Origin of the sequence: Embleya sp. AB8, from assembly GCF_049739465.1 — a bacterium.
In the GTDB taxonomy this organism is placed as follows: Bacteria; Actinomycetota; Actinomycetes; order Streptomycetales; family Streptomycetaceae; genus Embleya.
This window is the reverse complement of the sequence record NZ_JBMHHY010000012.1, coordinates 141960-157122: the sequence shown is the minus strand read 5'-3', so window position 1 is coordinate 157122 and position 15163 is coordinate 141960. Positions and strand designations below refer to the sequence as shown.

The 15163-nt window shown below is 68.8% G+C and carries 16 protein-coding genes; all 16 read right to left on the bottom strand.

The window, feature by feature from the left end; translation table 11 throughout:
• Nucleotides 1-50 precede the first annotated feature (50 nt).
• The 16 genes from ABIA38_RS19245 to ABIA38_RS19170 all read right to left on the bottom strand — a co-directional run bounded on the left by ABIA38_RS19245 (nucleotide 51) and on the right by ABIA38_RS19170 (nucleotide 15148).
• Nucleotides 51-506, bottom strand: a complete 456-nt coding sequence (locus ABIA38_RS19245) for an XF1762 family protein (RefSeq protein ID WP_424639916.1) — start codon at nucleotides 504-506, stop codon at nucleotides 51-53.
• Nucleotides 503-2230: a hypothetical protein gene (locus tag ABIA38_RS19240; RefSeq protein WP_424639915.1), complete on the bottom strand. Its 1728-nt coding sequence runs from the start codon at nucleotides 2228-2230 to the stop codon at nucleotides 503-505. Before ABIA38_RS19240 ends, ABIA38_RS19245 begins: the two co-directional genes overlap by 4 nt.
• A complete protein-coding gene (locus ABIA38_RS19235; RefSeq protein WP_424639914.1) occupies nucleotides 2227-2562 on the bottom strand; it encodes a DUF1360 domain-containing protein in 336 nt (111 codons plus the stop codon). The genes ABIA38_RS19240 and ABIA38_RS19235 overlap by 4 nt, the downstream gene beginning before the upstream one ends.
• Before the next feature lie 106 nt (nucleotides 2563-2668).
• A complete protein-coding gene (locus ABIA38_RS19230; RefSeq protein WP_424639913.1) occupies nucleotides 2669-4234 on the bottom strand; it encodes a hypothetical protein in 1566 nt (521 codons plus the stop codon).
• A complete protein-coding gene (locus ABIA38_RS19225) occupies nucleotides 4231-4857 on the bottom strand; it encodes a hypothetical protein (RefSeq protein WP_424639912.1) in 627 nt (208 codons plus the stop codon). Before ABIA38_RS19225 ends, ABIA38_RS19230 begins: the two co-directional genes overlap by 4 nt.
• Nucleotides 4854-5798, bottom strand: coding sequence for a ParB N-terminal domain-containing protein (locus ABIA38_RS19220; RefSeq protein ID WP_424639911.1), 945 nt, complete (start codon nucleotides 5796-5798; stop codon nucleotides 4854-4856). Before ABIA38_RS19220 ends, ABIA38_RS19225 begins: the two co-directional genes overlap by 4 nt.
• Nucleotides 5795-7216 carry a hypothetical protein gene (locus ABIA38_RS19215; RefSeq protein ID WP_424639910.1) on the bottom strand — a complete coding sequence of 474 codons (1422 nt, stop codon included), beginning with the start codon at nucleotides 7214-7216 and terminating at the stop codon, nucleotides 5795-5797. Before ABIA38_RS19215 ends, ABIA38_RS19220 begins: the two co-directional genes overlap by 4 nt.
• A 257-nt stretch (nucleotides 7217-7473) precedes the next feature.
• On the bottom strand, nucleotides 7474-7635 hold the full coding sequence (locus ABIA38_RS19210; protein WP_424639909.1) for a hypothetical protein: 162 nt from the start codon (nucleotides 7633-7635) through the stop codon (nucleotides 7474-7476).
• 443 nt (nucleotides 7636-8078) lie between these two features.
• Nucleotides 8079-9002: a phosphoadenosine phosphosulfate reductase family protein gene (locus ABIA38_RS19205; RefSeq protein WP_424639908.1), complete on the bottom strand. Its 924-nt coding sequence runs from the start codon at nucleotides 9000-9002 to the stop codon at nucleotides 8079-8081.
• A 199-nt stretch (nucleotides 9003-9201) separates the two neighbouring features.
• Nucleotides 9202-10119, bottom strand: a complete 918-nt coding sequence (locus ABIA38_RS19200; protein WP_424639907.1) for a magnesium chelatase domain-containing protein — start codon at nucleotides 10117-10119, stop codon at nucleotides 9202-9204.
• Between the two features lie 127 nt (nucleotides 10120-10246).
• Complete coding sequence (locus ABIA38_RS19195) at nucleotides 10247-10660, bottom strand: hypothetical protein (RefSeq protein ID WP_424639906.1); 414 nt, start codon at nucleotides 10658-10660, stop codon at nucleotides 10247-10249.
• 324 nt (nucleotides 10661-10984) lie between these two features.
• Nucleotides 10985-11821, bottom strand: coding sequence for a magnesium chelatase domain-containing protein (locus ABIA38_RS19190; protein ID WP_424639905.1), 837 nt, complete (start codon nucleotides 11819-11821; stop codon nucleotides 10985-10987).
• 80 nt (nucleotides 11822-11901) lie between these two features.
• Nucleotides 11902-12342 (bottom strand): hypothetical protein, encoded by a 441-nt coding sequence (locus ABIA38_RS19185; RefSeq protein ID WP_424639904.1) that lies wholly within the window; start codon nucleotides 12340-12342, stop codon nucleotides 11902-11904.
• 180 nt (nucleotides 12343-12522) lie between these two features.
• Entirely contained in the window at nucleotides 12523-13347 is an 825-nt protein-coding gene (locus ABIA38_RS19180; protein ID WP_424639903.1) for a methyltransferase, read from the bottom strand.
• A gap of 71 nt (nucleotides 13348-13418) precedes the next feature.
• Complete coding sequence (locus ABIA38_RS19175; RefSeq protein ID WP_424639902.1) at nucleotides 13419-14696, bottom strand: ParB/RepB/Spo0J family partition protein; 1278 nt, start codon at nucleotides 14694-14696, stop codon at nucleotides 13419-13421.
• 89 nt (nucleotides 14697-14785) lie between these two features.
• Nucleotides 14786-15148: a hypothetical protein gene (locus ABIA38_RS19170; RefSeq protein WP_424639901.1), complete on the bottom strand. Its 363-nt coding sequence runs from the start codon at nucleotides 15146-15148 to the stop codon at nucleotides 14786-14788.
• Nucleotides 15149-15163: the final 15 nt, after the last annotated feature.

The window sequence follows — 15163 nt, the reverse complement described above, 5'->3', positions numbered from 1 at the left end:
GGAGATACCGGCCGCTACATCCGGTGTCCGGGGCCGCTGCTCGTCGGGCGTCATAGCTGCGCCTCCCACAGGGTGCGCGGCACGTTCTCGGTTCCCGTAGGTCGGCGGCGACGCGATGGGGTGTCCCAGCCGGGGCGTGCTGGCCGCTCGGCGACGACCTTCCACCCGACCGCGCGGAGACTGGCGCCGCTCTCGCTGGCCTGTGTGTAGGTGAGGAGCCGCCGGTAGCCCAGGGCCTTCGCGGCGCGCCTCGCGGCGCCGTACAGCATCGAGTTCCCGTTCGGGGCGCGGTCGTCGGTCGCGGTCCGCGTGACCTCCAGCGTCCAACCGTCGTCGCTGGCACGGGCAACAGGGCGGCCAGCGATCGCGACGCCCCGAAGGACCTGGTCCTCGTCGGCCACGCCCACCGTGAACACCCAGCCCGCCGGGGGCCGGTGGTGCCGGTGCCACGTGGCGATGAACTCGCGGGCCTGGCGGGCGCGGACGGGCACGATGTGCAGGCTCACGCGGCCACCGCCAACTGTGTGCACGAGCTGATCGCGGCCGGTACGACGTCGTAGCTGTGGTGCACCCCGGCGGCGACCAACTCGCGGCAGTAGCTGTCCAGACTTGCGGTCAGGCAGTCCGGGGCGAGCCCGTACCGCGCGGCGATCTCGGGGACACGGGTCCACGCGCTTTGGAGCAGGCCCCACTGCTCGACCTGCTCGACGCTGACCGAGAGCAGCGTGTGCACGGCTGCGGCGTCGACTTCCCGGGCCCGGCTGCGTTCCGACCGAGGGCACGCAGGGGTACGGCGCAGCTTCTCGCCGGCGGCCGAGAGCGCCGCCCAGATCAAGCCGTCGGCAGCGGCCAACAGACCCTCGCTCACGCCGACGGGCGGGAACGCGGCGGCGGGGAGGGTGTCCGGTTCGGCCGTCGTCTCGTCCACCGGCAACTCACCACCGCTCGTACCCGGCTGCTCGGCCTGGTCCTGGTTCTGCCGGGCGCGTTCGGCGATCTCTTCGGGCGTTGGGGCGTCGTCCTCGTCGAAACCCGCTTCGCGGCGCACCGCCCGCCCGCCGATCGCGCCGAGTTCGTACAGCTTGATCGCGGTCTCGGAGCGGTTGGTCCGCACCCGCAGCGGGCTCGTGTCGGCCGCGATCACCCATCGCTCGGCGTCCGCGACGTTCTCGCCCTCGAGGATCGGTCGCATCCACTGGGTGGTGAGGGCGTGGGTGACCGTCCGCAACCTGGGTTCGATCCCCAGGCGGATGGCCTCGCTGGTCAGGGCCCACACGCCCCAGTGGTTCACGTCGCCCAGGCCGAGGAGGATTTCGGCGGGGATCTCCACGCCGGTCGCGAACCGACGGATCGCCTCCTCGCGCAACTTGCTCGCGAGGTCGTCGAAGTCGCTGTCGAACTTGAGGAGCTGGAATGCGCCGATCGTCTCCGCCGGCACTTCCAGGATGATCGGGACGGTCGCGGCGGCGCTCTCCGGCTCCTTGATGGCGACCGACGCGATCTCCATCAGGACGTCGATCAGATCGTCCTCGGAAGCCCCCTGCACGCCCGAGGTGGGGAACCGCGTGCCCTTGGGAACGAACAGGATCCCCCGGCCCGTCAGCCGGCTCCGCGCGATCGCTTTCACGGCCGCGGTGAGCAGTTGCAGCTCTTCGAGGAGGTCGAGGCTGGAACGGATCGGGGAGTCCGCCTCCAGGTACCGCTCCGGGTGCGGCTCCCACACACGGATTGCGATCGGTGCTGTGTCGTCGATCGGGGCGTCGGGGTCCGGCGCCGGGATGTCCGTCGGTTCGCCTCGGATCTCCGCGACGAGCTTCCCACTCTGCTGCTTCACCTCCTTGACCGACAGCACGCTCCATGTCTCGGCGGGTGGGCGGGCATCGTCCTGGGGCTCGATGATGATCCAGCCCTCGCCCGGGACGAACAGGTGCGACCCGAACCGGCGCAGCAGTTGCGACTGCCCGTCCGGGCCGCCGGCGATGCTCGCGACCATCTCCGTCGCCCGGTGCCCGTCCGGGGCGCGTTCGATCGTCCCGTCGTCGCCCAGGTAGCCGGCGTACAGCGATGCGCCGCCCATCGCGTTCCCGATCCAGGTCGACACGAACCGGACCTCGGGGACGGAGGAATAGAACGTCCAGGCCGCCGACTGCCAACTCTGGTCGACCGGCTTCGCTTTGATCTTCCGCGAGGTGTAGCGGGAGGCAGCCGCGGTGAGGCCGTGGGCCGTCACGAGCTGTCCCGGGAGTCGTCCCAGCGGTTCAGGAGCACGCCACCACCGGCGACCGCGAACCACTCGATCCCGTGGACCACCAGCGGGGTTCCGCCCCACGTGTCGGTCGCGACCAGCCACACGCCGAGGAACGCCCCGGCGATCCACCACCCCATGCAGTAGACGCACGAGATCAGATCGACCACGAGATCGCGGACCTTCGAGCCGGGGCGCCGGTTCCGCCAGTCGAAGATCCGGTCGCGGACGGGGTTGAGGATCGAGTCGTGAACCGCGAGCGCGGTGGCCCGATACGTCGCGGCAGCCAACACGACGAGCGCGGCGAGAGAGATCATTTCGGCCTCTGAGTGGCTGGATGTCCGATGGTGGGCGGGCATCGTAGGCCAAAAGCTCAAATCCGCGCCTAACCTAACTAATCAATCTAAATTGCTACATGCCGCGCTACCTGCCGATCCGCCGGCTGTACGCGGCCCCCGCGCTGCTTGGCGCCTGCGGCGCCTTCGGCAACGGGGCGTGGACGATCGCGCCCTTGTTGGCCTCCGGGATGAGGCCGTAGACGAGGATCGTCGAGGCGTCGATCCGGCCGGGGCTGCCCGGGTCGGTGGGCTGCCACGTCGTCCACTCCCGTTCGAGGTCCGTGAACAGCCCGCGCAGCCTCACCCGGTCCTGCACCATCTGCTGCGCCACCGGCTCTGCCCTCAGCAGTTTGCCCTGCTTGGCGGTTACGAGATCGACGGCCGGCATCAGGACGTTGCCGGGGATCTCCTCGGCGCGCTGGAGTGTTTCCCACGACGTGCGGATCGCGAGTTCGCACATGTCGCGGCCGTAATTCGCCTCCACGTAGATGATCGCCGCGTTCGTCTCGTGGGCGAGTAGGCAGGCCGCAGTGGACCACTCGGCCGAGGACATCGGCGCCGACACGTCGTGCGTGATCCAGACGCGGTTGTCGTCTCCGAGGAAGCCGCCGATGACTCCGGCGGTGTCCCGGCCGCCACCGGAGGGATCGACCGCCACAGCGATCTTCTGTGCCTCGACCTCGCTGCTGCCATCCCGCAGCATCCGCAGCAACTCCTCGGACACCAACGCGCCCTCCGCGGGCTGCGGGTCACCCTGGGCGAGGGCGTGCCAGTCCCGGACGATCGACGTCCGTTTCATGTCCTCCCACCACGCCCGGAGCGCTCGCCTGTCGCGTGTGGGGATCTTCGGGTGGGGCAGCGGCTCGCCGCGCTCACGACCCAAGAGGTCCGGTCCGAACTTCGGATCCGCAAGCGCGGGCAGGTGCACCACCTTCCACCTACCACCCTCTTCCAGGCGCCCTTCCTCGCCCAAGCGGCGGCCGGCGAAGTCGTCGGGGTGCCAACGGGTCATAACGGCCACCACGCAGTTGCGGTCCGGCTGCAACCTCTTGAGTGCGGTCGACGAATACCAGTCGTGGACGCCGTTGCGGGATGCTTCCGACTCGGCGTCACTCCTGTCCTTGTGCGGATCGTCAACCAGAAGCACATTGACGGGAAATCCGGTCAGGCCCTTTCCGACGGATACCGAGCGGACGCCGCCGCCGGACAGGAATTCGTAGTCGGCCTGCGCCCCGGAGCCGGGACGCAGGCACAGACCGTACTCTTCGCCGTACTCCTCGACGTAGCTTCGGATCGTCTTGCCGCGCCGCAGCGCGAGGTCGTCGGAATACGAGGTGACCGCGACCCGGTCCTCCCCGTGCAGACATAGCCACCAGAAAGGGAACCACTCCGCGACCGTCGTAGATTTCCCGACCTGCGGCGGCGTGATGATGAGCAGCCGGTCATAATCCCCGTGTTCGACGCCAGCCAGGGCCTCGCCGATGACCTTCAGGTGCGGGCGCATCCGGTACGTGCGGTCCAGGCCCCGCGCGAGGACGACAGGGTCGCGCAGCAGGCCCCGGCCCATTGACCGCTTGGCGGCTTCGAGCTGCTGGAGCACCGCCGCGTCGTCCAAGTGGTCCAGCTCACCGGCGGCCTGGCGCTGGCTCACTCCCCGCTGCCGTCCTCGGCCTGGTCGCCGGGCCCGTCGTCCTCGTCGTCGGAGCGGTCGACCGCGCGCAGGCGCCGGGTCACGGCCTCGGCGAGATCGGCCAGGCGCACGCGCCGCTGCTCCTCCGGCATCCGCGCGAACTCGGCGAGCTGGACGGAGAGCGGGTTCCCGCCCTGGCCGGTGACGGCGATCGTCTCCGTCGGATCGCCGAACAACACCCGGCGGTGGCGCATGGCGACGTCCATCAACCGGATGAAGTCCCCGGGGCTCAGGTCGTCGGCGCGCAGGGTCCCCAGGCGCTGCGCCAACTTGCCGATCGCTGCGCCCAGGATCTTCGCGTCCGCTTCGGCGGCCTTGCGGCGCTCTTCCACCCACGTCGCCTCGTACAGCCGGTCCAGGTGCCGGTCGTACGCCTCGACGCGTTCCCGCCACCGGAACTCGGCCGCCACGTTCTTCACGTGCCCGTACACAAGGGTCAGCTTCTGGGCGGTCTTGGCCAGGGTGCGGGCCCGTCCGAGGTCCCGGTACGTGACGAACTGTCCGTATTTGCGTGCTGACTCGCCGGGCTGTCGTTCCCAGGGGTCGAGGGTGGGGGCCAGCGTGATGGGGGCGTGGGTGGTCATGACTCGCCGCCTGTGGTGCCGGGGACGTGGTTGGCGCCCGACAGGTACTTGCCTGCCAGACGTTCGAGCAGGCGCCACCCCTGCCCTTGGGTGATCTCGCCGCGTCCCTCTGCGGCGGCGATGGCCTTGTTGATGGTGACGGCGGCCGGTGCCGGGAGGTGGCGGGCACCGAGGACGGTTTCGAGTCCCACGGTGCCGCTGTGCAGGGGTTCGCCGTCGGGGCTCGTGTAGCCCTGCTGGAGGTCGGTGATGTGGTTCTCCACGATGGCGAGGATCGCGTGGAGCGCGGTGGCGACGTTGCCGACCTTGTGCGCGGCGTGGGTGGACGCGAGCGTGTCCAGGGTCTGTTCGTAGTCGGCTCGTGCGGCGAGCCAGGAGGCGTTCTGGCCGAGGCGGGCCTGCTCGAACGCCTCCCGGGCGGCTTCCAGTTCCGGGGGGAGGAACACGAGGCTCACCGTCGCGAAGTCGAGGTTCGCTTCGGACAGGCCCTCGGGGGAGACCTCGGCGAGGAGCTGGAGCTGTTCGTCGTCCAGGCCGGAGTAGGCGCGCCAATCGACGTCCTCGATCTCGTCGTACAGCTGCTTGAGCGTGGCCGGGTCGTCGCGGCCGGAGATGCTGTTGTGCGAGATCTGCCGGGCGATCAACTGGTCTTTCTCCTGGGGGTCATCGATGAGCATCACGTCGATCTCGAATACCTCCGCCTCCACGGCTGCATCGCAGCGGTGGTTCCCGGACAGCACGAGTTCGCGTCCCTCGTCGTACTCGCCGGCGCCGTACACCAGGGGCACGCTGGTGAGGCAGCCGTCCTCCTTGACGTTGGCGACGAGCCGGTCGTACTCCTCCTTCGTCATGTACCGGGCGTTGACCGACAGTCGGGTGAGGAGCCGCGGGTCGCGGCGCACCAAGCGGGGCTTGAGGGAGGTACTGGTGTTGCGGCTCATCGCGTGTCCGATCCGTGCTTCTTCTTCCACAGGGCGAGGGCTTCTTGCAGGTCGTACGCGCCGAGCGGGCCGCCGTACTGCAGCTGATACCGGTGGATGCCGTCGCCCGCGTCGCCGGGCTTGCTGCGTTTGTGCAGGCGCACGCCGGGGATCCCGCGCCCGTACTTCGCCGAGTTCGGCCGGTCGGTGAACGCCGTGGTCGCCCAGCCGTCGATGCGCTTGGACAGCGACCGCTGGATGAGGACCTGCGCTTCCTTCGTGGAAGCGGCCATCACGATGAGCTTGGCAAGGCGCCGGTACCGCGTCCACGACACCGGGAAGTCCGACATGAGATAGGCCGTGTTCGGGTCGAACTTCGGCGGCAGGTACGCGAACGCGCCGATCAGCCGGTTGTCGACCGCGACTCCGCAGGCGAGGAGCGGCGAGCCGGGCTTGATCGTCTTGGACATGAACTGCGACCGGACCGCCGCGAACTGGCCGCCGCTCAAGACGTGCAGGGTCATCCGCTCGCCCAGGTCCTCGTCCCTGCCGATCTTCGGCATCCGGATCGTCTCGATCGGTTGCCGGGGGCGGACGATCCGGCGCGGCCCGGCGGCGGCGTACACGTAGATCGGCAGGCCGCGGTTCGCCGTCTGCACGACGCCGGCGAGCTGGGCGCGCAGTTCCGACCGCTCGATGTGCAGGCCAAGGACCCAGTTCGGCCGGTCCTGTACCTGCTCGATGATCCGCTCCTTGCCATCCTCGGTCAGTTCGCTGAACGACGGCTCGGGCCAGTCGAATGCGGCGTCGATGCTCGCGAACTGCGCTTGATAGTCCTTGGCGTAGAACGGCGGGAACATCACCACGGGGGCGTCGGCCGGGACCTGGTCGAGGTAGTCGCGCACGTCGCCGGCGTAGAACGAGCCGAGCTTGGTCTCCAGTCCCCGGAGCTTCGTCGCGGTCTTCTCGTGCATCCGAGGCCACTGATCGCGGGTGGCGTCCATCATCCGCCGGAAGTACGGGCCTTCCTTGTCGACCCATTGGAGGAAGCGCGTCCCCAACATGAGCGTGGCCATCAGGTCGGCGCGGTCGTCGAGGTGCGGTCGGAGCCAACCCAGTTGCTCCTGGTACTGGTCGCGGAGCGTGAACGGGAGCGGGTCCCCGGCGAGGAACCAACCCAAGGCGCACGAGTACGCCTGGATGTCGTTGCCGTGGATGCGGCGGGCATCGCCGAAGCGGGCGTGCAGCACGCGCTCGATGGTGAAGTTGCCAGAGCAGCCGATGAAGATGTCGTCGCCCGGCCAGAGGCCGGCGTGCTCGTAGATGATCGAGCGGAGGGGCGCGGGGATCGAGCCGTGGAACATCGTGTGCCCCCGGGTGGCGTCACGAGAAGCGTGGTTGGGGCGGGGATGGTAGCTGACCTGGCTAAACCGGGGCATGACGAAGCCCCCGAGGCACGGGGCCGTTCGGGGGCTTCGGTTGGAGCGCCGGCCACGACTTGAACGTGGTCCTTCCCCCCGGAAGGGAGACGTGCGGCTGTTACACCTCCGGCGCGGGACGACTGGACATCATCTTCAAGCAACCAGTCGACGCCGGGATCGTACCTCACGGTGTGTGCCAGATCATGACTCTGTGTGTCAGTGCGCCGAGAACGTGAAAGTGCCCCACGGTCGTGGACCGTGGGGCACTGGGGCTTTCAGCCTTCGCAGATGCAGTGTTCGGGGGTCATCTTGGGGGTGCCGTAGAACCGGGCGCAGAGACGGATGATGCGGCTGAGGGTCTGGCAGAGGTCCGAGTTCTCCGGCTCCTTGGGCTGGTCGGTCATCGCCTGCTGGATCCACGGGAGAAGTACCTGCATTTCCTCTGCCGTAAGGAGGAGACTTCGCCTTTCCGGATCTTCTCCACGATGGTGGTGTCCGGGGTGTCTACCTGGATGGTGTCCGTGGTCATATTTGACTCCGCTCAGGTTTGCGGTGGGTTCCCTTGCGTAGTGGGGGAGCCCTGGAATTTGATGGAAAGACGCCCTTCTGTATTCTCAGTGTTCGTTTTTTCTATCTTAATCCTGGCGTTCTGAATTCCTTGGCCTTTCTATTTCGGCAAGAGGACGACACGTATTTCGTATGGATTCGTCAAAGTAATTCAGGGTCCATTTCCCGCCGTGAATGGGGGCCTTGAGTGGGGCTGGGACTGCCGCGAAGACGGGAGCTGGGGAAATGGTGGGCGCCGCTCCGTGAGGCCCTTGGACGCGCGTGTGCCCCGTAGTCCGGAGACCGCGGGGCACACGTGGCCGGGTCCGGGGAGTCAGCCTTGCCAGCAGGCCACCGGAGTGGCCCGGAGCGGGGTCGCGGCGGCCTCGGCGATGATCTCCGCCATCGTCAGGTCATTGCGGAATCGATGCCCGGTCTTCTTCTCCACCCGTGCGTAGCGCGCGGCCAAGTCGGGCTGGAGTTGCGCAGCCCGCACGAGCGCCGGCCGCGAGGCCAGGACGCAGAACACGCAGGACAGACGCGGCATCCCGGCCGCGTACGCGGGGTGGGATCGAGCGCCGGACGCCCACACGGCGGACCACACATCGGCGGTCGACCACGCGTGCACGGGCAGCCAGGTGTCGACGTGCCGCAGGGTGTTCGATGCGCCGTGGCGGATCTTGTCCTTCTTCGGGACCGGTCGCTTGTTCCGCTTGGCCTCGTCGCTGATCGTCCGCCTCCGCCGGCAGTCGGGGCAGGGGCAGGTTCGGGCACCGTCGTGGACGAACGCGAGGAGCCGCCGGCGGGCAGGGGATTCGTCCGCGCGCAGACCCATCACGTTCAGGATCCGCACCTGGTCGCGGTGGTTGGCGGCCAGCAGTTCGCGGACGAGGCGGGTCATCAGGGTCCGGACCGGGCCTCTCTTAAAATCACTCGTGCACCATCTGTTCGATGCGTCTGGGAACATGCCGCGTTCCTCGATGCGGTCGATCAGGCCCGACCCGTTGCGAGCGACGACTTCGAACCGCCAGCCGAAGAACGCTGCGTGCTCTTCGGCGAGTTCGCGGGTGCCGGGCCATTCGGCGTCGCCGAGGTCGGCGTGCACGCACACGACCCGATCCATCACGTTGGCCGCGCGGGCCTGGCGGGCCAGCTCGTACATCATCGCGAGCGAGTCCTTGCCGCCCGAGATGTTCGCGATGATCCAGTCGTAGGCGGTGAGGTCGGGGACCTCGGGTTCGAGACCGGGAAGGTCCATCACGAGCTGTCCGCCTGTCGCCATCCGGGTGCTCTCTTCCTGGTGGGTGGGAGGGGATCCGGCTCCTTGGAGGGCTTGGGTGGGGCTGAGACCGCCTCGTTGATGCCGGGTGTAGGGGGTTGGTAGGCGACGCCTATTCCGGGCTTGGACGGCCGTGGGGCCGTGACCGACATCGGTCACGGCCCCACGGAGGAACTCGTCAGGCGTGGAAGTGGTCGGGCTCGTCGTCGGCCCGGCAGTTGGCACAGGGCGACCGGTCGGTGCAGGGGCGGTGCGGTGCGCGGATCCACCCGCCCGTGCAGTGGACGCAGATCTTCGGATGGTGCACGTGGGCTGCCAGGATTTCGAGGGCGCCGTACAGGGAGGTGGTTCCGATCACTTGGATTCCCAAGCCGGTTGCCTCGTCGACGGCCGCTTCGGGGACGATGACGCTCGTGGCGCCGTCTTCGGCGAGCGCGCGGACCGAGGCGCGCAGGTCGCGCGGAACCCGGAGCACCACGTGGGGCCCCAACTCACCGACGAGACTCGCACCTTCCAGGCACTCGACGGGCAGGCGTCCGGCCACGGCCAGGACGGTGCAGCCAATCGCCAGGTCCAGACCGGTGGGGCTGTCGTAGCGGTTGCCGTACTCGTTCCGGGTGAGCCGGACCGCGATCCGGTCTTGCGGCCAGCCGAACCCGTGGGTGTTGAGGCTGGAGCGGACGCGGTTGCGGATCTCGGTCGTGTGGTCGTCGCACGGACCGGTGACCTCGAACGAGCCTCGGCCGGGTCCGCGGATGGCGTCGACTTGGTAGACGGTGGCGCGATCGGCGGACCCGGCCCGGCCCCGGAGGCTCATCGTCCGGGGCAGCTCACACGGCGCCCCGGAGGCGGCCGGGGTGAGCGCGTAGTCGGACTCGCCGTGCTGCTCGCCTAGGGTCGCGACGAGCTGTTCGACGGCCGCGGTGCTGTCGTCGGCCCAGACGACGCTGACGTTGGCGAAAGCCTCGTTCGCCTCGGTGGCCAATTCGTCGAGGAGCGTGTCCAGCTGAGTCTCGTTCGCGGGGGCGGGGCTGACGTCCAGGAGGGTGTAGCTGGTGGTTTCGTCGCGGCCGACGATGATGAACGGGGTGCTCACGCGTACCTCCGGTGATCTGAAGTGGGTACGGTGGGCCTCACGCCTGGTCGGGTCGTGAGGCCCTTCGGTGCCGGGTGTTGCGGCCGGTGGGATTCCGAGTGCTCGCCCGCTCCCATCGGCCGCGCCGCTAGCAGATCTTCGAGTAGGTGTAGGTCCGGGGCCCGTCGTCCCGGATATCGCTCGGGCGCGGGTCGGGGGTCGTGATCTGGTCCGGCCCTTCCTCTTCGCCCAAGGCCAATTGGCGGCCGTTGGCCCTCTCGGGCTGCAGGCGGGTCGGGTCCGGGGTGGAGCAGCGGATCGTGATCTCGTCCGGTCCGGTCTGCTCCACCTCCTCCATGGCCAAGACCAGTTGGGAGTTGATGTGGTGCCGGGCCAGGAGGCCGGACATGACGCGCTCGATGATCCTGGGGGCCCCGCTGGTGCGGCCGACCTCGCCGTACAGGTAGTACGTGGCGTCGTCGTCAATCTCCAGCCGGCTCTGGGCGAACGCCGCGTCGCTCAGGAGGATGCGATCGGTTGTCCTGCGGATGGTCGTGCGCATGAGGACTCCTTGTGTTGGGGGTGGTGGAGGCGAGTGGTTCTACTTCCAGCATTTCCTAAATCATCTTTGGATAACCAGATTTCCCAAATGAATTTGGGAAAAAGTCGCGTTGATGACCGACTCGGACCACCCGCGCGACCACGGGTCAGGGGCTGTCATGCGGAGCGGAGGAGGCCGGACCGCTGGGTCGCTGGGTGGGGCTGAGACGGCCGGTCAATGCCGGGCGTGGGGGCGGCGGGCAACGCTCCTTCGGCCCTTGGGCCGCCGTAGGGGCCGTGACCGCGGAGGGTCACGACCCCCGCCAGCCGGGGGAAGATCAGAGGTTCACGGGTTGACGTACAGGCACCTCTTGTCGATCAGGTGCACGATCGACAGTGCCTCGCTCACGTCGCGCGCCCCGAAAGTGCGGACCCCCGTGTTGTTCATCCCCAGTGCGTCGAGCGGGATCACGACCGTGTCGGCTCCGGCCGACCGCAGTTGGCGCAGCAGGTCGGTCAGCTCCCGGGCCTCGTACGGGAGGCGGATCGAACCGTCCAGGCCCAGTTCCCCGATCAGCGCGGTCCGGGTCAGGCACGCCGCAGGCAGCAGGCCGGCGGCGGCCAACACGGTGCAGGCGATCGCCAGATCGAGACTGGCCGACACGCATCGGTCGGCACCGGGCCGCGTCGGGGTGAGAGTGACGGTCAGTCGCGAGTCGGGCCAGACCCGATCGGAGTTCAGTACAGCCGCGCGCACGCGATCACGGATCGCCTGGCTCTCGCGGTCGGAAACGCCCTCGACGGTGATCGCGGCCGGGCCCGGCGTGCTCGCCGCTTCCACCAGGTAGGTCTCCGTGTGGTTGCCAGAGAGGGCCCGGGCGGTGCCCGGGGGCTCGCTGATCGGGCCGTAGGCCGTCACGTTGCTGGTGGGGGTGAGTTGGTAGGTGTCGCCGCGTTCCGCGCAGAGACCCGCGAGGACCTGGTCGACCGCGTCCCGGGCGCTGGCCGCGCGCTTGGTCGCTGTGTTCCCGCCAGCCTCTTCCACCTCGAAGCTCAGCTCCTCGAGGTAGGCGCCGCGCTCGGGGCCGGTGGGTACGGGCTCGACGTCCCACAGCTCGTAGCCGTTTTCCTGGTTGCGGCCGAAGATGACGAACTCTCGGCCAGCGGATGCGGTGCTGGTCATGGGGGTGCCCTTTCGCCGTGGGTTGGAGGTGATGAGAGGGGTGGGCGGGGCCGGAGCCCGGGCCCACCTGGCCTCGGCCGCTACTCGGTGTCGAAGAGGGACATCTGCGGCTGGTACGTCGGCATCTGTGCGCCCAGTTCGGGAATCTGATCGCCGGTCTGCTCGGTCCACCAGGCGGCGAACATGGTGCGGTGGCACCAGCCGTTGGGCTGGTTCAGCCGGTCGAAGCACAGGAGGACGAGCGGCTGGCTGGCGTTCGCGACCGCGAGCGATTCGAGTTCGGCGCGGATGGTGTCGACGCCGGTCGTGTTGAGGAAGCGCCGGTAGGTGAACTCGTAGGCGTCCTGCGGGAGTTCGGCCGAGAGGAGGTTCCGGGGCGGGGTGATGCTCCGGGCGTGCCCGCCGAGCTGGTAGCCGAGGGTCCACCGAGGAGCGCCCGCAGTGGTCCGGATCGGCGCGCCCATGGTGGACGCGAACTCCTGGAAGGTGCAGGTCGCGAGTTCGAGTCTGGGATTGCTCACAAGGGGTCCTCTCGGGATGAAGTGGTCCGGCCGGGCCGCGTGGCCCGGCCGAGGAGGAGGAAGGTAGTGCCGGTTGGATGGGAGGAGCTTTTAGTGGGTACCCACTATGTTCAACGCGGGTTACGCCCTGAAGTACCGGGAACCCCTCGGGTATTTCGGGTGAAAGCGCAGGTCAGGGCGCTACGCGGCGAACAGGTCGAGCTGGCGCGGCTGCTGCCTCAACCAGTCGTGCGTTCGGAGGGGCCCGCCTGCGTACCCGGGCAGAAAGAGCAGGCAAGTCCGGGCGCCCGTGCCGCTCGCAGCGAACGAGTCGTCGGGCAGGGCCTCGATCTCGCCGCCCACTTCCTCGACCGTCTCGCGGAATGCGACCGTGGCCTTGTCGCTCCACCACATCAGGTTGTTGGCCATGACCGAGACGAGAATCCCGTCGTCCTTCATGAACCGGATTGCGTGGAGCACGTGGGCGAGTCCGTTGGCGAACGGCGGGTTCATCACGATCCGGTCGAACCCCTCCTCGTACTCCAGCGGGTCCAGGCTCAGGAAGTCGGCGTGGATTACGCGCCGCGAGTCGCCCTGCGCGTGCAGCAGTTCGACCCGCCGCTCGTCGTACTCCACGCTGTCCACCACGCCGCCGCGCCGGGCGATCTCGCTGGTGAGGACGCCGGAACCGGCCGAGGGTTCCAGAACGGTATGCCCGGCGTAGATCCCGGCCAGGTCGCAGACCTGCATGACCAGGGGGTGCGGGGTCGGGTACCAACCCTGGTCGTACCGCGTCGGGTACTCGCCGGCCGCGAGGCACTGGCGCATGTGCTCCTCGATCCGGTACGGGAAGACGTGACCCCTGATCGCGTTGCGGCCGTCCCACCGGCCGCCCATCTCCTTCAGCACGTTGTTCATCCGCTGGTACACGGGCCGGTCGATCTCGAACGGGACGCTCACCCGATCGTGGCGGATCTCGGTGCGGGGGTCGGTGAGGACGTTCAGGACATCGCTGGGAAACCGCATGGGGGCGCCTTTCCGGCAGGTGGTTGGGGGGGCGCGCCGGAGGGGGCCGGCGCGCCCGGTGGTGGGTGAGGTCAGGCCGAGATCGCGTCCTCGTTGAGGACCAGGGCGCCGGCCGCGCGGACCGACGCGATGGACTGCGCCTCGCGCAGCGTCCGGATCGCCTTGACCGCCACGTCCCGCAGGTGCTCGACCCGCAGGGTGTAGGCGGGCACGCCGCCGGCGGCGCCGGCCAGGAGCAGCGCCAGGTCCTCGGCGTCCGCGGTGGCCAACTCCGCGAGGATCGCGCCCGCGCCGCCGAGCTTGTCGAACTTGCCGGTGAGGCGACCGCGATCGGCGAGGATGCGCTCGCGCTGCTCCTCGGGGAGGTCTGTCACGCCGGGCAACTCGTCTTGGTCCCCGGTCAGGCGCGCGCCCTCGACCTCCGGGGAGAGCATGAAGATCTGGCCATGGTCCTGCTGACGCCGCTCCTCGGCGAGCACGGCCTTGACGTAGTCCTCGGCGTCGCGGGTGCTCTTGAACTGGCCGCGCACCCACTTGGTGAGGAACCGCCGTTGGTTGTCGCAGTGCAGCCGGGCGACGTACCAGGCCAGGTTCACCGAGAGGTGCCCTTTGCCGAGTGCTTCCTGGGCGGAGTCGCAGAGCTTCAGGAGGTCGATGCGCCACCCGACGTACGCGGCGCTCTTGCCGACCATGTCGGCGATTTCCTCGATCTCGTAGTCGTCGTCCCGGAGTTGCGCGAACGCCTTGGCCTCTTCGAGGGGCGTCATGTCCACGCGGCCGACGTTCTCCGCGACCGCCTGGGCGAAGGTCTCGCGGCGCGGCCGGTCGCCGAGCAGGACGAGCGCCGTGAGTTCGGTGATGCCAGCCGGCTCGGCCGCGCGCCACCTGCGCTCGCCCATGACGAGGGTGTACCGCCCGGTGAGCTTGCCGTCGACGGATTCCTCGCGGACGGTGATCGGCTGGAGCTGTCCCAGCTTCTTCATCGACCGCGTGAGTCCATCGAGCTTCTGCTGATCGAACAGCTCGCGCGGCTGGTTCGGGTCCCGGTCGATCAGCGCGCGCGGGATGGTCTTCTGGATCGAGCGGACCTGATCTGAGGTGGCCTTCGCCTTCGCGGCGGCGACTTCGCGGCGCTTGCTGACCTTGGTGGGTTCGATGACCTCGGCGGCAGTCGCCTTCTCGGTGGCCGCGGTGGTGGCCGCCTTGCGTGCGCGGGTGGTCTTGGGGGTCGACGCCTTCTTAGTCGGCTTGTCCGCCTCGGTGGCCGCAGTGGCGGTCGTCTTGCGCGCGCGGGTGGTCTTGGGGGCGGTCGCCTTCTTGAGGGGCGTGGTGGTGGGTTCGGTCGTCATGGCTGGCCTCTCTGGTGGTAGTGGGTACCCACTAGATGCAAGTCGGGTGAGGGCCGGGCGGGCGTCCGTGGGGGCGCCCGCCCGGTGTGTCACGAACCGATCGCCGCGATCTCCCGCGCGTCCAACGTGGCTGGCGCGAATCGGTCGGACGCCGACCGGATGATGTCTCGCATCTGCTCCTCGGCCAGCATTCGCGCGTCGCCGTCGAGGTTCGTGTCGTTCATGTGGTCCACCAGCGTGGTTCCCAGGTTCCGCAGCGATGCGGCCCGCTCGCCGTAGCCCGGCAACAGGTCGTCGAGCGCGTCGGAGCAGCACACGCAGCCGGAGGCGTAGAGGGTGAACACGTCGCCGGTGACGGTGTCGGCGTAGACGATCGCGTACGCCTCGAGGTCCATCCCGTGGTCGGAGAGGTCGATGCTGCCGATCGTGACGTAACCCGGGAAGTTGATCATGGTGTGCCCCTGTAG

What these genes read in the sequence shown, in the direction of transcription:
- ABIA38_RS19190 (WP_424639905.1), bottom strand. Translation starts at nt 11,821, where the DNA reads ATGACCAGCACCGCATCCGCTGGCCGAGAGTTCGTCATCTTCGGCCGC.
- ABIA38_RS19170 (WP_424639901.1), bottom strand. Translation starts at nt 15,148, where the DNA reads ATGATCAACTTCCCGGGTTACGTCACGATCGGCAGCATCGACCTCTCC.
- ABIA38_RS19225 (WP_424639912.1), bottom strand. Translation starts at nt 4,857, where the DNA reads ATGACCACCCACGCCCCCATCACGCTGGCCCCCACCCTCGACCCCTGG.
- ABIA38_RS19180 (WP_424639903.1), bottom strand. Translation starts at nt 13,347, where the DNA reads ATGCGGTTTCCCAGCGATGTCCTGAACGTCCTCACCGACCCCCGCACC.
- ABIA38_RS19235 (WP_424639914.1), bottom strand. Translation starts at nt 2,562, where the DNA reads ATGATCTCTCTCGCCGCGCTCGTCGTGTTGGCTGCCGCGACGTATCGG.
- ABIA38_RS19215 (WP_424639910.1), bottom strand. Translation starts at nt 7,216, where the DNA reads ATGCCCCGGTTTAGCCAGGTCAGCTACCATCCCCGCCCCAACCACGCT.
- ABIA38_RS19195 (WP_424639906.1), bottom strand. Translation starts at nt 10,660, where the DNA reads ATGCGCACGACCATCCGCAGGACAACCGATCGCATCCTCCTGAGCGAC.
- ABIA38_RS19175 (WP_424639902.1), bottom strand. Translation starts at nt 14,696, where the DNA reads ATGACGACCGAACCCACCACCACGCCCCTCAAGAAGGCGACCGCCCCC.
- ABIA38_RS19220 (WP_424639911.1), bottom strand. Translation starts at nt 5,798, where the DNA reads ATGAGCCGCAACACCAGTACCTCCCTCAAGCCCCGCTTGGTGCGCCGC.
- ABIA38_RS19210 (WP_424639909.1), bottom strand. Translation starts at nt 7,635, where the DNA reads ATGCAGGTACTTCTCCCGTGGATCCAGCAGGCGATGACCGACCAGCCC.
- ABIA38_RS19205 (WP_424639908.1), bottom strand. Translation starts at nt 9,002, where the DNA reads ATGGACCTTCCCGGTCTCGAACCCGAGGTCCCCGACCTCACCGCCTAC.